This is a genomic window from Pseudomonas sp. P116, assembly GCF_020149425.1.
GTDB lineage: Bacteria > Pseudomonadota > Gammaproteobacteria > Pseudomonadales > Pseudomonadaceae > Aquipseudomonas > Aquipseudomonas anatoliensis.
The window spans coordinates 338,021-352,961 of the sequence record NZ_JACVHB010000003.1 but is presented as its reverse complement, the minus strand read 5'-3'; the positions used below and the strand labels follow the sequence as shown (position 1 = coordinate 352,961).

The window sequence follows — 14,941 nt, the reverse complement described above, 5'->3', positions numbered from 1 at the left end:
CGGCCCCGCAGACCGTTGGGCCACTACCCGACGAAGCCGTTGCCGGATTTGTCAGCCGGCCGCCTGCGCCGGTGCGGCCCACGCCGTGTCGGTGTTCTGCAGATTCACCGAACAGACGCTGATCAGGTTACGAAGTTTTTCCGCAATCACCTGCGCGCGATGCCAGCTCAAGCCGCCCATGACGAGGTCGATCGACAACAGATCATCCATTCGCTGCACGTTCACTTGCTCAGGCGTAAGAAACTGCAGCGCGAACAGGTTGAGCACGCGCACCAGCAGATCCGGTTCGGCCTCGGCCAGAATCTGATACTGCGCCAGGCAGTGGGCGTTACTGACGTTCCAGACATCGGCGCGGGTCGGGGGCGTGTTGACGGCTTCAAGGTGCGGCATGGCAGGGCTCCAAAATCACTAGAGGAATTTTTACATTCGCTGCCGGGTATTTCTTATCTAAGATGGGCGTTATTGGCGTTTGATCAACTGGATCAATTCGCAGAATGTTCTGTTTGAGGTTTTTCTATGCACAGCGAGCTGGACAGCTACGACCGCAAGATTCTAGCCTTGCTGCAAGAGGACGCTTCGCTCTCGAGTGCGCAGATCGCCGAGCAGGTGGGCTTGTCGCAATCGCCGTGCTGGCGGCGGATTCAGCGGATGAAGGAGGAGGGGATCATTCGCGGCCAGGTGACCTTGCTTGATCGCAAGAAGATCGGCCTTAACACGCAGATCTTTGCCGAAATCAAACTCAACGCCCACGGGCGTTCGAACTTCACCGAATTCACCGAAGCGATTCGCGGTTTTCCGGAAGTGCTGGAGTGTTATGTGCTGATGGGCGCGGTGGATTTTCTGCTGCGAATTGTCGCGGCGGACATCGAGGCGTATGAGCGGTTCTTCTTCGAGAAGCTGTCGCTGGTGCCGGGGATACAGGAAGTGAACTCGATTGTGGCGCTGTCGGAGATCAAGTCCACAACCAGCCTGCCGGTGTAGCGAAGAAGCAAAAGATCGCAGCCTGCGGCAGCTCCTACAAGGGAATGGCGTACACCCTGTAGGAGCTGCCGAAGGCTGCGATCTTTTAGCGGTATTACATACGCAGCAGCATTTTCCACGCACGATTCTGATAAACCGCAATCGCCTGCTGCTTGCGTGCATCGAGCAGTTCGTCAGTGATCGTCGGCTCGTTGGCTAGTTGCGCCAACTTGTTCAGCTCGCCGTACAGACGATCCATTTCCGGGATCTCCAGTACATTGCGGGCGTGGTGCAGCCAGACCTGAATGCGCTCGATACGCGGCAGCTGTTCAGCCAGATCTTCCGGCTGTTGCTGATAGCGCTGCAATTGCAGGGCCGTGGCTTCTTCGCCGAGCAGGCGCGGCAACCAGCTGTGCAACTGCGCACCACCTTGACGGTTGCCACGCACATTACGATCAGTGGTCCAGCTGCGAGCCAGCAGCCAGCGCGAAGCGGTCAGCGAGAACTGGCCCCAACGTGGGTCTTCCAGCTCTTCGAGGAACTGCTCCGGCGCGGCTTTGCGCACGTCTTCGTCTTCGATACCCACCTGAACCAGCGGGCGCCAGTCTTCCAGCAGTGCATCGAGGGCCACGCGCAGGTCGTGGGTCGATGGACGCGGTGCGGCCTGGCCGAGGCTGCTGAGCAGAGCGCGCATTTCCGCGAGATTCTCGACCCAGTCCTGCAACAAACGCCAGTGACCATTGAAACGATACTGTTCGGCCAGACGCTGGCTGCTGCCGAGCAAATGCCAGCACAGTGCGGCGAAGGCGTCGTCCAGTTGGGTTTCGACCGTCAGTTGCGGCGCCGGCAGGCTCAGCGAGTAGCTGTTGGCGTCGTACAGACGATAGCCGCGCTCGGCCTTGCTGATGTCGCACGGCATCAGGGCCAGGGTTTGTGCCAGTTCAGCGGCCAGTTCCAGCAACGCTTCAGGCTCGCCTTCGCGCAGTTCGAGTTCCAGCTCGCAGATTTCTTCTTTCTGTTTGCCCACCACGACGTGACCGAGATCCAGCGCCGCTTCGATAACCACTTTGCTCTTGCCGCGGCCCCAGGCGATTTCGGCGCGCTCGCGGACGAAATCGGTGGTGAAGATTGGCTTCAGGGTTTTCTTGTCCAGCTCGGCCAGCGACTCTGGCCAGCATTCGCCGTCGAGTTTCTTCACGTCGAGCTTGGCTTTCGGCAGCTTCCAGTCGTACTCGTTACGCTCGGACAGACCGGCGACACTCTGGCCACGGGTCTTGAGGGTCTGAATCACCTCATCGCCGTCCTTGCGCAGGCGCAGGGCAACTTTGGCCTGGGCCAGGTCGCGCTCCGGGGTGTCGAAGTACTGGTTCATCAACTCACGGCGTTCCCAGCCACTTTTGTTGCGTTTCTTGAGAAGAGGGTGCTCGCGCAGGGCGGCGAGGGTTTCGCGGCTGACGCGGAGTTTGATTTCGGTTTCTTTCTGCATGGCCGGAAAATCCAGGATCGGGAGCGCAGCCGGGGAATATGTGGCTGCCAAGGCCGTGCAGTGTACAGGACTGATTCGTCCTACGCCCTGCGGCGGTTTATTCCTGACGCCGGATGGTTCTATGATGGACTTCAAATCGGGAGTTGGAGTCAGCGATGCCTTTGCCGTCCATGCAAGACCAGTTCGCTGCGCTGATCGCCGCGCCGTCGGTCAGCTGTACCCAACCGAACCTCGATCAATCCAACCGGGCGGTGATCGATTTGCTCGCCGGTTGGCTGGGTGATCTGGGGTTCAGCTGTGACATCCAGCAGGTCAGCCCCGGCAAATTCAATCTGCTCGCCAGTTTCGGCAGCGGCCCTGGCGGTCTGGTGTTGGCCGGGCACAGCGACACGGTGCCGTACGACGACGCCTTATGGCAGACCGACCCGCTGAAACTCACTGAAGTCGACGGCCGCTGGGTCGGTTTGGGCAGTTGCGACATGAAGGGCTTCTTCGCCCTGATCATCGACGCCGTGCTGCCGCTGCTCGATCAGCCGTTCAAGCAACCGCTGCTGATCCTCGCCACCTGTGATGAAGAAAGCTCGATGTCCGGCGCTCGCGCGCTGGCCGAGGCCGGGCGACCGCTGGGCCGCGCGGCAGTGATCGGCGAGCCGACCGGGCTCAAGCCGATTCGCATGCACAAAGGCATCATGATGGAACGCATCGACATCCTTGGGCAGAGCGGGCACTCGTCGGACCCGCGCCTGGGGCACAGCGCCCTTGAGGCCATGCACGATGCCATCGGCGAACTGCGCGGGCTGCGTCTGCTGTGGCAGCGCGAATACAACAATCCGCAATTCAGCGTGCCGCAACCGACCATGAATTTCGGCTGCATCCATGGCGGCGACAACCCCAACCGCATCTGCGGCCAGTGTTCGCTGGAGTTCGACCTGCGGCCGTTGCCGGGTATGGACCCGAAAGTCCTGCGGGCGGAGATTCTGCGCAAGCTCAACCCGGTTGCCGAGCGGCATCAGGTGAAGATCGACTACAAGCCATTGTTCCCGGAAGTGCCGCCATTCGAGCAGGACGCGGACGCCGAATTGGTGCGGATCGCCGAAAAGCTCACCGGCCACACTGCCGAAGCAGTAGCGTTCGGCACCGAAGCGCCTTATCTTCAGCGCCTTGGCTGCGAAACGATTGTGCTCGGCCCCGGTGATATTGCCTGTGCGCATCAACCGGGCGAATACCTTGAAATGTCACGTTTGCAGCCTACCGTGCATCTATTGCGACAGTTGATTGAACATTACTGCCTGAAGAATTGAACGCATTCCTTGTAGGAGCTGCCGAAGGCTGCGATCTTTTGATGTTTTGTTGAGGATCAAAAGATCGCAGCCTTCGGCAGCTCCTACAGGGGCAGACCGTTAAATTGCCGGCAACCCAACCCGTATTCATGAGGAGAGAGCGCGTGTCGCCAAGCCTGTTCCGACGATAACCATCAGCCCGCTGTGCGTTTTCCGTTTCGCCCTTTTTTCCGGCTGCTATTTATTACAGGCCCAGGTTCATGCCCGAATACGTTAATTGGCTTCGTCACGCTTCTCCCTACATCAATGCCCACCGCGATTGCACCTTCGTCGTCATGCTGCCCGGCGACGGCGTCGATCATCCGAATTTCGGCAACATCGTCCACGACCTGGTGCTGCTGCACAGCCTCGGCGTGCGGCTGGTGCTGGTGCATGGTTCGCGCCCACAGATTGAAGCCCGTCTCGCCGCCCGCGGCCTGACTCCGCATTACCACCACGGCATGCGCATCACCGATGCCGCGACCCTTGAGTGTGTGATCGATGCGGTCGGCCAGTTGCGCATCGCCATCGAAGCGCGGTTGTCGATGGACATGGCTTCGTCGCCGATGCAGGGCTCGCGCCTGCGCGTGGCCAGCGGCAACCTGGTGACAGCACGGCCAATCGGCGTGCTGGAAGGTGTCGACTATCACCACACCGGTGAAGTGCGCCGGGTCGACCGCAAGGGCATCAATCGTTTGCTCGATGAGCGTTCGATCGTGCTGCTGTCGCCGCTGGGCTATTCGCCGACCGGTGAGATTTTCAATCTTGCCTGCGAAGACGTCGCCACCCGCGCCGCCATCGATCTGGGTGCAGACAAATTGCTGCTGTTCGGCGCCGACCTCGGCCTGATCGACGAGAACGGCAAACTGGTCCGCGAACTGCGTCCGCAACAAGTGCCGGCGCATTTGCAACGTCTGGGCAGCAGCAATTATCAAGCGGAACTGTTGGATGCCGCCGCCGAAGCCTGCCGTGGCGGTGTAGCGCGCAGCCATATCGTCAGTTACGTCGAGGATGGCGCATTGCTGACAGAGCTGTTCACCCGTGACGGTGGCGGTACGCTGGTAGCCCAGGAGCAATTCGAACTGGTGCGCGAGGCGGCGATTGAAGACGTCGGCGGTTTGCTCGACTTGATCAGCCCGCTGGAAGAGCAGGGGATTCTGGTACGTCGTTCGCGCGAAGTACTGGAACGTGAGATCGAGCAGTTCAGCGTGGTTGAGCGCGAAGGCATGATCATCGCCTGTGCGGCGCTGTATCAGATTGCTGATTCGGATGCGGGTGAGCTGGCATGTCTGGCGGTGAACCCTGAGTATCGCCATGGCCGGCGCGGCGACGAATTGCTGGAGCGCATCGAAACCCGTGCTCGGGCGCAGGGCTTGAAGACGCTGTTCGTCCTCACCACGCGGACCGCGCACTGGTTCCGCGAGCGTGGATTCGAACCGAGCAGTGTCGAGCGTCTGCCAGCGGCTCGGGCGTCGCTGTACAACTATCAACGTAATTCGAAGATCTTCGAAAAGTCCCTTTAAGAAAAAGCCCCAATGCGGGGCCTGAATGGGACCTGTGTAGGAGCTGCCGAAGGCTCGGGCCGCGATCGGACGATCTTTTGATTTTGGTCTCAAAAAACAAGATCAAAAGATCGCAGCCTTCGGCAGCTCCTACATTGGGTTATGCGTTACTGCACAAACTTCGCGCTTACGTAGGGTGAATAATCCGGCAGTACCGTTTCGACCTTGCCCTGCTCCTTCAAAAACTTCGCCGTTTCCCCAATCGCTTTCGCCGTGCCGCCGTCCAGCAGCGCCGTGGTTTGCTGTGCCTGGGCATCCGGGAAGGCCGAGCCTGCAAGTAGTTCCGGCACATCGGCGGCATTGGCGCCGGTCAATTTGGCGATTTTCTGTACCGGGACCGAGTCAGCCGTCCAGGTGTCCTTATGCGCCGCATAGTCAGCAAACGAATCCAGCGTAACCTTGGCGAATTTGGCCACGACATCAGGATGCTTCTCGGCGAAATCCTTGCGCGCCACCCAGACCTCAAAGGTTGGTGCGCCCCACTGGCCGACCTGCGCGGCGTCCGCAAGGGTCTTGCCGGTTTTGCGGATTTCACCCAGTGCCGGTGACCAGACAAACGCGCCATCAATGTCCCCACGCTTCCACGCGGCGGCGATTTCCGCGGGTTGCAGGTTCACCACTTTGACTTTCGAGGCGTCCAGTCCCCAGTGCTTGAGCGCACCGAGCAGACTGTAGTGGGAAGTGGAAACAAACGGCGTTGCGATGGTCTTGCCGACCAGATCCTGCGGGGTATCGATGCCGCTACCATTACGCACCACCAGGGCTTCGGCAGCATTGATTTGCGCGGAAACGATGAACGCGACGATCGGCAAATTGCGTGAAGCGGCAGCCGCCAAAGGGCTGGAGCCGAGGTTGCCGATCTGCACGTCGCCGGAAGCAATGGCTGTCACAACTTCCGGGCCACTGTTGAAGCGGCGCCAGTCGATTTTCTCTCCGATGGTTTTCTCGTAGACGCCGTCCGCCTGGGGGACTTTGCTCGGATCAATACCGGTCTGGTATCCGACCGTAAGGTTGGCCGCGTGGGCGGAAAAACAAATCATTGCCGATACACAAACTGTAACAAATTGACTAGATAGTGCGCGTTTGGCCATCATGGCGTCGCCTTTTCGATAGGGTTTGACGTACTGGGGTTGCGCCAAAGCTAATCGATCTAAAAAAAGGTCAACAAATACCATTTAGGAATGAGCTTAGTCGCCGATACGCTGTATCCCGGCGTAGATGGCCAGCTAATGGCCATATTCCGAAATGATATGAAAAAGGATTAATAAATTCTTTTTGGCTTTATCAGGAAATCTTTACTCTGCACGGACCAAATCACGGCGATTAGACCATGGTCGTAGACACACATAGTTACGATTGACTTGTTGGTCACGGTCTGGCGCTAATCGCGCATCTTAGGATCCAGGGCATCAGACCCCGGGCCAGGAACACAAGAATTAGAACGAGAGGAGCTTTACATGAACAAGTCCACCTTGGCCCTGGCTGTGGCCGTAGGGGTTATGGCGCAGCAGGCAGGCGCCGCCGGTTTCATCGAAGACAGCAAGGCAACTTTGGGGCTGCGTAACTTCTACATCAACACGGATAACCGTAACGGTACTGCCGAACCTAGTCGCAACGAAGAGTGGGGCCAAGGCTTCGATCTGCGTTTCATTTCCGGCTACACCCAAGGCACCGTCGGTTTCGGTATCGATGCCATCGGCCTGCTGGGCGTGCGTCTGGATTCGGGCGGCGGTACCAACGGCAACGTTGCCGCTAACGGCAACCCAGGTACCGCTTACGGCGGCACTGTTTTCCCAAGCGAATCCAATGGCCAAGCCGTTGATAACTTTTCCAGCCTGGGCCTGACTGCCAAAGCCAAGATCTCCCAGACTGAATTGAAGCTGGGTACTCTGCAGCCAAAACTGCCGGTTATCGTGACCAACGACGGTCGTCTTTTGCCACAAACCTGGCAGGGCGGCCAGATCACCTCTGGCGAAATCAAAGACCTGACCCTGATCGGTGGTCAGATCGAGCACGCCAAAGGTCGTAACTCCAGCAACAATGAACAGCTGTCTATCGGTGGCGCAGCAGCGCGTACAGTGAACAGCAACAAGTTCATCTACGGCGGTGGTGACTACAAAATCACCAAAGACCTGACTGCCCAGTACTACTACGGCAACCTGGAAGATTTCTACAAGCAACACTTCCTGGGTCTGGTTCACAACTGGGCAATCGGCCCGGGCGTGCTGAAGTCTGACTTGCGTTACTTCAACAGTTCCGACGACGGTGCAAACGGCAACACTCCTGCTTACTTCAGCAGCGGTAGCTACGCCGGTTTCGCCAATGGTCGCGGTAAAGTCGACAACAACCTGTACAGCGGCTTGTTCCTTTACACCGTTGCCGGTCACACATTTGGTGGCGGTTATCAGGTAAGTAACGGTAGCAGCGACTTCCCTTGGCTGAACCAGGGCGACGGATCGTCGAACTACACCATCACCGACATGCAAATCCAGAAGTTCGGCCGTGCCGGCGAGCGCACTTGGCAAGCACGATATTCCTATGACTTCGCTAAGGTGGGTGTGCCTGGCCTGACCGCTGGCATGGTTTATCTGCGTGGCGATAACGTCGATACCTACAACGCCGGCCGCGTCCAAACGTCTAACGGCGCTTCCGAATGGGAACGCGATTTGACCGTTGCGTACGTCATCCCGGAAGGCCCGTTGAAGAACGTAGGCTTCATGTGGAAAAACGCTTCGTGGCGCACCGACATTGCCGGTCAGCGCGACCAGGATGAAAATCGCCTGATCCTCAGCTACTCGTTACCGCTGCTGTAAAAGCGCGCGTCGAACCGCTGATGTAAAAAAGCCCCGTCCGGCATCGCGCCGGACGGGGCTTTTGCGTTTCCGGGTCAGGCCCACCCCCGTAAGCCTGTCCCGACATTTCCCTCTTTACAGCAACTCAAGGCCTTCTCGAACCTTGCGAACGATGTTCGTCGCGATGCGGCCGGGCGTCCAGTGAACAGAAGTTTAATATTCCTGAAAGGCATACATATCTAGTTATATATTCTTTTTCAGAAGCATAAAACCCGAGCTACAGTTGAGGTCTCCACCCACTCATCAGGAGCAGCACCATGAGCCTCAGACTCGGCGACATCGCCCCCGATTTCGAGCAAGACTCCAGCGCCGGCAAGATTCGTTTTCACGAATGGCTAGGCGATAGCTGGGGCGTGCTGTTTTCCCATCCGGCGGACTTCACCCCGGTGTGCACCACCGAGCTGGGCTTCACCGCCAAGCTCAAGGATGAATTCAGCCAGCGCGGCGTCAAAGCCATCGCGCTGTCGGTAGACCCGGTGGACTCGCACCACAAGTGGATCGAAGACATCAACGAAACCCAGAATACTGTCGTCAACTTTCCGATCCTGGCCGATGCAGATCGCAAAGTTTCGGATCTGTATGACCTGATCCACCCGAATGCCAATGACACCCTGACCGTGCGTTCGCTGTTCGTGATCGATCCGAACAAGAAGATTCGCCTGACCATCACTTATCCGGCGAGCACCGGGCGCAATTTCCACGAAATTCTGCGGGTGATCGATTCGCTGCAACTCACCGACAACTACAAAGTGGCCACCCCGGCCAACTGGCAGGACGGTGATGAAGTGGTGATCGTGCCGTCGCTCAAGGATGAAGAAGAGATCAAACAGCGCTTCCCGAAAGGTTATCGCGCGGTGAAACCTTATCTGCGCCTGACGCCGCAGCCCAATCGTTAAGATCAAAAGATCGCAGCCTGCGGCAGCTCCTACAGGAAGAAACGCATTCCAATGCAGGAGCTGCCGAAGGCTGCGATCTTTTTGAGGCATCCACATAGCAGGGGATTCAGGCCGTTTCGACGGCCTTTTTTTTCGTCTGGAGAAGGCTGAAGCGTATATCTCCAAAATGCATAACCAAATGAATAAATATGATTTATGGATATATAAATCAGCTGGTAAGGTCACTCACATTGAAGCGAGATCGCAACCTGCGAATCGCCTGTAACGCTTAAGGAATCGTCTCAATGCTGGTCGTCTCACTCGGTGGCAGTCCCAGCCTGCGCTCCCGGTCTGGAGTTCTACTGGATCGCTCGCAGCGCTGGTTGCAGCAGCAAGGGGTGGAAGTGGTGAGTTATCAGGTACGGGATTTCCCGGCCGAAGATTTGCTCCACGCTCGTTTTGATAGCCCGAAGGTGCTCGACCTTTTGCAACAGATTGAAAACGCCGACGGCCTGCTGATCGCTACCCCGGTGTACAAGGCCTCGTTTTCTGGCGCCCTGAAGACTGTGCTCGATCTGCTGCCCGAACGTGCCTTGAATCACAAGATTGTTTTGCCGATGGCCACCGGCGGCAGCATCGCCCACATGTTGGTGGTCGACTACGCCCTCAAGCCAGTGCTGTCGGCATTGAAAGCCCAGGAAATGCTCCAGGGGATTTTTGCCGAGGACAGCCAGATCGCTTATGGCGAAGGCAGTGCCCAGGCGCAGTTGGCTCCGGCGCTGGAACAGCGACTGCATGAAGCGCTGGATCAATTTGTCAGTGCCATGGCCCGCCGGCCGAAACCGCTGGAGCCGGGCCTGTTGAACGAACGCTTGTTGAGTGCTCGCTGGAGCATTTGAGCCACACCGAAACTTGATGTAACTGGCCTTACTCGCCCGCTAACGGGCAAGCAGGTGCAGCCAAAACCCAACAGCAAAAAGGAGAGCGCTATGCGCACTGTATTTTTGCGTCGTGGTCTGGTCGCTCTGTTTGCTGCGGCTGTGTCCTTCGGCGCCATCACTCACGCTCAAGCCGAGACGTTGCGAATCGGTTATCAAAAGTACGGCACGCTGGTGCTGCTCAAAGCCAAGGGTGCTCTTGAAAAACGTCTGGCCGCCCAAGGCGTCGACGTGCAATGGACGGAATTTTCCGGTGGCCCGCAACTGCTCGAAGGCTTGAACGTCGGTTCGATCGACTTCGGCGTGACGGGTGAAACGCCACCGGTATTCGCCCAGGCGGCGGGTGCCGATCTGCTCTATGTCGCCTACGAGCCGCCAGCGCCGAACAGCGAAGCGATCCTCGTGCCGAAAGACTCGCCGATCAAATCGGTGGCCGATCTCAAAGGCAAGAAAGTCGCGCTGAACAAAGGCTCCAACGTCCACTACCTGCTGGTGCGCGCACTGGAAGACGCCGGACTCAAATACACCGATATCCAAACCGTATTCCTGCCGCCGGCCGATGCCCGCGCCGCTTTCGAGCGTGGCAGCGTTGATGCCTGGGTCATCTGGGATCCGTACCAGGCGGCCGCCGAGAAACAGCTGCAAGCGCACACCCTGCGTGACGGCAAAGGCATCGTCGACAACCACCAGTTCTATCTCGCAACCAAACCTTACGCACAGAAAAATCCCGAGGTGATCAAAGCCCTCGTCGAAGAAGTGCGCGCGGTTGGGGAGTGGTCGCAGGCCAATCCTGAAGACGTGACCCAACAGGTCGCGCCACTGCTCGGTCTGCCGGCGGACATCACCCTGACCTCGGTCAAACGCCAGGGCTACGGTGCGCTGTTCCTGACCCCGGAAGTGGTCGCCGCGCAACAGAAAATCGCTGACACGTTCTTCCAGCTCAAGCTGATTCCCAAGCCGTTGAGCATCAAGGATGTGATCTGGACCCCACCGGCCGCTGTGGCCAACGCGCAGTAATTCGAATCCCCAAGGAGACCACTCCATGAGCCTCAATATTTTCTGGTTCCTGCCTACCCACGGCGACGGCCATTACCTTGGCACCTCCGAAGGCGCCCGCGCGGTCGACCACGGCTATCTGCAACAAGTCGCGCAAGCGGCGGATCGTCTGGGCTTCGGCGGTGTGCTGATCCCTACCGGTCGCTCTTGCGAAGACTCCTGGCTGGTGGCGGCGTCGCTGATCCCGGTGACCCAGCGACTGAAGTTTCTGGTCGCCCTGCGCCCCGGGATCATTTCCCCGACGGTGGCTGCGCGTCAGGCCGCGACGCTGGATCGTCTGTCTGGCGGGCGGGCGTTGTTCAATCTGGTGACCGGTGGTGATCCGGAAGAATTGGCCGGTGACGGTCTGTTCCTCAGTCACGAGGAGCGCTATCAAGCCTCGGTGGAATTCACCCGCATCTGGCGCCGTGTGCTGGAAGGCGAAACCGTTGATTACGATGGTCAGCACATCAGCGTGAAGGGCGCCAAGTTGCTCTATCCGCCGATCCAGCAGCCGCGTCCGCCGCTGTACTTTGGTGGTTCCTCGGAAGCGGCGCAGGATCTGGCGGCCGAACAGGTCGAAATGGTTCTGACCTGGGGCGAGCCGCCCGCAGCAGTGGCGGAGAAAATCGAACAGGTACGTGCCAAAGCCGCCAAGCTCGGACGCACCGTGCGCTTCGGCATTCGTCTGCATGTGATCGTTCGCGAAACCAATGCTGAAGCCTGGCAAGCGGCGGATCGGCTGATCTCGCATCTGGACGACGACACCATTGCTCGTGCCCAGGCTTCCCTGGCGCGCTTTGATTCGGTCGGCCAGCAACGCATGGCCGCATTGCACGGCGGCAGTCGCGACAACCTCGAAGTCAGCCCTAACCTGTGGGCCGGCGTCGGGCTGGTGCGCGGTGGTGCGGGGACGGCGTTGGTTGGTGACGGTCCGACCGTGGCTGCTCGCGTGAAGGAATACGCGGATCTGGGCATCGACACTTTCATCTTCTCCGGTTATCCACACCTCGAAGAGTCGTACCGCGTCGCCGAATTGCTGTTCCCGCACCTCGACATCGAGCGCCCGGAACTGCCGAAAAGCGCCGGTTATGTCAGTCCGTTCGGCGAGATGGTCGCCAACGACATTCTTCCCAAAGCCGCGTCGCAGAGCTGAGGCGCGCCATGAAGAAAGTCATCCACAGCCTCGCGCCCTGGGCGTTGCCGGTGTTGCTGCTGGCGGTGTGGCAGTTGTCGGTGTCGGCGGGCTGGTTGTCGACACGGATTCTGCCGGCACCGGTGGCCGTGATCGAGGCCGGTGTGAGTCTCGTGCGCAGCGGCGAAATCTGGACGCACCTGGCAATCAGCGGCTGGCGCGCCGCGCTGGGCTTCACCATCGGCGGCAGCATCGGTCTGGTGTTGGGCTTCATCACCGGTCTGTCGAAGTGGGGCGAACGCTTGCTCGACAGTTCGGTGCAGATGATCCGCAACGTGCCGCATCTGGCGCTGATTCCGCTGGTGATTCTGTGGTTTGGTATCGACGAGTCGGCGAAGATTTTTCTGGTGGCGTTGGGCACGTTGTTCCCGATCTACCTCAACACCTATCACGGCATCCGCAACGTCGACCCGGCGCTGGTCGAGATGGCGCGCAGTTATGGGTTGAGCGGCTTCAGCCTGTTCTGGCAGGTGATTCTGCCGGGTGCGTTGCCTTCGATTCTGGTCGGTGTGCGCTTCGCCCTAGGCTTTATGTGGCTGACGCTGATCGTCGCCGAAACCATTTCTGCCAGCTCCGGCATCGGCTATCTGGCGATGAATGCCCGGGAGTTTTTGCAGACTGATGTGGTGGTGCTGGCGATTCTGCTTTACGCGGTACTCGGCAAACTCGCCGACCTCGCGGCGCGTGCACTTGAACGTGTGTGGCTGCGCTGGCATCCGGCCTATCAGGTTGCCAAAGGAGGTGCCGCATGACCGCTCAACAACCTCCACGCCTGCTGCGCGGAATTCCGCTGGCAGTGCGCAATCTGCAAAAAACCTTCGGTACCCGGCAGGTGCTGCGCGATATCGATCTGCACATCCCGGCAGGGCAGTTTGTTGCTGTGGTCGGGCGTAGCGGTTGCGGCAAAAGTACCTTGCTGCGCTTGCTTGCCGGCCTCGATCAGCCAACTGGCGGTGACTTGCTCGCAGGTGCTGCGCCGCTCAGCGATGCGCGGGAAGACACCCGATTAATGTTCCAGGAAGCACGGCTGTTGCCGTGGAAAAAGATCATCGACAACGTCGGCCTCGGGCTCACAGGCAACTGGCGCCCACAAGCGTTGGCTGCACTGGAAGCGGTCGGCCTGGCGGATCGCGCCAATGAATGGCCAGCAGCCTTGTCTGGTGGGCAGAAGCAGCGGGTCGCTCTGGCTCGGGCCTTGATCCACAAGCCGCGTCTGCTGTTGCTCGACGAACCGCTCGGCGCGCTGGATGCGCTGACGCGCATCGAGATGCAGCAACTGATCGAACGCCTTTGGCAGCAGCACGGTTTCACGGTGTTGCTGGTCACCCACGACGTCAGCGAAGCGGTGGCGATTGCCGACCGGGTGATTCTGATCGAGGACGGCGAGGTTGGCCTCGACCTGCACATCGAACTGCCACGCCCACGGGTACGCGGTTCGCATCGGCTGGCGGCGCTGGAAACCGAAGTGCTCAACCGAGTGTTGTCCCTGCCCGGCGAGCCGCCGGCGCCGGAACCCGTTTCACCCTTGCCTACGCAGTTGCGTTGGGCGCAATAACTCAAGCAAACGACAGGAATCATTGCCATGACTATCAAAGCCATCAACGTACGCAACCAGTTCAAAGGCTCGATCAAGGAAATCGTCCTGGGCGACGTGCTGTCGGAAATCGACGTGCAGACCGCTTCCGGCATCGTCACTTCGGTCATCACCACGCGCTCGGTAAAAGAGCTGGAACTGGTGGTCGGCAGCGAAGTGATCGCCTTTGTGAAATCCACCGAGGTATCGATCGCCAAGTTGTAAGCCGGTGATAAAAAACAACCCCGGAGGGTGTGAGCCCTTCGGGGTTTTCATTTGTTTGAAGATCAAAAGATCGCAGCCTTCGGCAGCTCCTACAGGTGAACGCATTCCAGATGTAGGAGCTGCCGAAGGCTGCGATCTTTTAGCGTTTAGGCAGATAGGGCGGTAAATACAACCCGATATAAGCATCAAACACGCGCATCCCTTCCTCGGCCATGCGTGGCGTGATTTGCCCATGTAGCTGCACCGAGCGCGCATAAACCCGGTCGCCCAATTCCATCGCCAGGGCAAAGACATCAACGTCGGTCGGCAGCCTCGGCAGTTCGAAGTGATGGTCGAACAGCTTGTGCATCAGGTCGCCCAGTTCGATGTCGTGTTGACGGTCAGCCTGGGTGACTTCGGTCAGGCCATGCTGGGCGAGAATCAACTGGCGGGCGGCGGCGTCTTCGTCGTAAATCTCCAGCATCCGCTGTTCGACCAGCCGCGACAGGTCGCGCCAGTCGCGCAGGGCATCGTGATCGATCGGCGCTTGCAGGCAGGCGCGGAATGCCGCGTGCACATCCGCCGTCAGGGCTTCAAGCAGCGCCGGGACGCTGGCGAAGAAGTGGTAAACCGAAGAGGGCGGAATCTGCGCGCGCTCGGCCACGCTGTAGATCGACAGGCTGGCCACACCCTCGGCGGCCAGCAACGTGCGCGCGGCGTCGAGTATCGAGTCGATCCGCGCCTGACTGCGGGCACGGGGTTTACGGACGGGGGCGGGACGCGTCATGAAAGTCTCCTGCGGGGCAGCGGGCATTGTACGAGCCGGTTTGTGTGTTGTCTGCCGACCTGTGGCGAGGGGATTTATCCCCGATGGGCTGCGAAGCGGCCCCAAAGCCATTCAGCTTGGTGTATCAGGAATAACTGGTTCTCAGGGTTTACGGC

15 protein-coding genes are annotated in these 14,941 nt (G+C 59.2%); 11 read left to right on the top strand and 4 right to left on the bottom strand.

What is annotated here, in order from left to right:
- Window positions 1–51 precede the first annotated feature (51 nt).
- Window positions 52–390 carry a hypothetical protein gene (locus ICA15_RS12025; protein WP_150616804.1) on the bottom strand — a complete coding sequence of 113 codons (339 nt, stop codon included), beginning with the start codon at window positions 388–390 and terminating at the stop codon, window positions 52–54.
- Between the two features lie 126 nt (window positions 391–516).
- Here ICA15_RS12025 and ICA15_RS12020 point away from each other — a divergent pair, with 126 nt between their 5' ends.
- Complete coding sequence (locus ICA15_RS12020; RefSeq protein ID WP_016983809.1) at window positions 517–981, top strand: Lrp/AsnC family transcriptional regulator; 465 nt, start codon at window positions 517–519, stop codon at window positions 979–981.
- A gap of 94 nt (window positions 982–1,075) precedes the next feature.
- Here the strand turns inward: ICA15_RS12020 and ICA15_RS12015 are convergent, their stop codons facing one another.
- Entirely contained in the window at window positions 1,076–2,446 is a 1,371-nt protein-coding gene (locus ICA15_RS12015) for an inorganic triphosphatase (RefSeq protein WP_210553416.1), read from the bottom strand.
- A gap of 155 nt (window positions 2,447–2,601) precedes the next feature.
- Between ICA15_RS12015 and argE the strand changes: the two genes are divergently transcribed.
- Together argE and argA are read left to right on the top strand one after the other, a co-directional pair.
- Window positions 2,602–3,747: an acetylornithine deacetylase gene (argE, locus tag ICA15_RS12010; protein WP_210553417.1), complete on the top strand. Its 1,146-nt coding sequence runs from the start codon at window positions 2,602–2,604 to the stop codon at window positions 3,745–3,747.
- Between the two features lie 239 nt (window positions 3,748–3,986).
- Complete coding sequence (argA, locus tag ICA15_RS12005) at window positions 3,987–5,288, top strand: amino-acid N-acetyltransferase (protein ID WP_150604750.1); 1,302 nt, start codon at window positions 3,987–3,989, stop codon at window positions 5,286–5,288.
- A 146-nt stretch (window positions 5,289–5,434) separates the two neighbouring features.
- On the opposite strand, the gene tauA is transcribed toward argA, so the two are convergent.
- On the bottom strand, window positions 5,435–6,367 hold the full coding sequence (gene tauA, locus ICA15_RS12000) for a taurine ABC transporter substrate-binding protein (protein WP_224450883.1): 933 nt from the start codon (window positions 6,365–6,367) through the stop codon (window positions 5,435–5,437).
- Between the two features lie 417 nt (window positions 6,368–6,784).
- Here tauA and ICA15_RS11995 point away from each other — a divergent pair, with 417 nt between their 5' ends.
- The 8 genes from ICA15_RS11995 (at window position 6,785) to ICA15_RS11960 (ending at window position 14,020) form a co-directional block, all read left to right on the top strand.
- Window positions 6,785–8,140, top strand: a complete 1,356-nt coding sequence (locus tag ICA15_RS11995; RefSeq protein WP_210553418.1) for an OprD family porin — start codon at window positions 6,785–6,787, stop codon at window positions 8,138–8,140.
- A gap of 296 nt (window positions 8,141–8,436) precedes the next feature.
- Window positions 8,437–9,075 (top strand): peroxiredoxin, encoded by a 639-nt coding sequence (locus tag ICA15_RS11990; protein ID WP_150604748.1) that lies wholly within the window; start codon window positions 8,437–8,439, stop codon window positions 9,073–9,075.
- Between the two features lie 284 nt (window positions 9,076–9,359).
- Complete coding sequence (ssuE, locus tag ICA15_RS11985; protein WP_042561645.1) at window positions 9,360–9,953, top strand: NADPH-dependent FMN reductase; 594 nt, start codon at window positions 9,360–9,362, stop codon at window positions 9,951–9,953.
- Between the two features lie 90 nt (window positions 9,954–10,043).
- Window positions 10,044–11,009 carry a sulfonate ABC transporter substrate-binding protein gene (locus tag ICA15_RS11980; RefSeq protein ID WP_210553419.1) on the top strand — a complete coding sequence of 322 codons (966 nt, stop codon included), beginning with the start codon at window positions 10,044–10,046 and terminating at the stop codon, window positions 11,007–11,009.
- Between the two features lie 25 nt (window positions 11,010–11,034).
- Window positions 11,035–12,183 (top strand): FMNH2-dependent alkanesulfonate monooxygenase, encoded by a 1,149-nt coding sequence (ssuD, locus tag ICA15_RS11975; RefSeq protein WP_042561643.1) that lies wholly within the window; start codon window positions 11,035–11,037, stop codon window positions 12,181–12,183.
- 8 nt (window positions 12,184–12,191) lie between these two features.
- Window positions 12,192–12,974, top strand: coding sequence for an aliphatic sulfonate ABC transporter permease SsuC (ssuC, locus tag ICA15_RS11970; protein ID WP_210553420.1), 783 nt, complete (start codon window positions 12,192–12,194; stop codon window positions 12,972–12,974).
- Window positions 12,971–13,777: an aliphatic sulfonates ABC transporter ATP-binding protein gene (ssuB, locus tag ICA15_RS11965; protein WP_150604745.1), complete on the top strand. Its 807-nt coding sequence runs from the start codon at window positions 12,971–12,973 to the stop codon at window positions 13,775–13,777. The genes ssuC and ssuB overlap by 4 nt, the downstream gene beginning before the upstream one ends.
- Window positions 13,778–13,804: 27 nt before the next feature.
- Window positions 13,805–14,020, top strand: coding sequence for a molybdopterin-binding protein (locus ICA15_RS11960; RefSeq protein ID WP_003229256.1), 216 nt, complete (start codon window positions 13,805–13,807; stop codon window positions 14,018–14,020).
- Between the two features lie 139 nt (window positions 14,021–14,159).
- Here the strand turns inward: ICA15_RS11960 and ICA15_RS11955 are convergent, their stop codons facing one another.
- The gene (locus ICA15_RS11955; RefSeq protein WP_210553421.1) at window positions 14,160–14,786 is read right to left on the bottom strand and encodes a TetR/AcrR family transcriptional regulator; all 627 of its coding nucleotides are present in this window, start codon (window positions 14,784–14,786) and stop codon (window positions 14,160–14,162) included.
- Window positions 14,787–14,941: the final 155 nt, after the last annotated feature.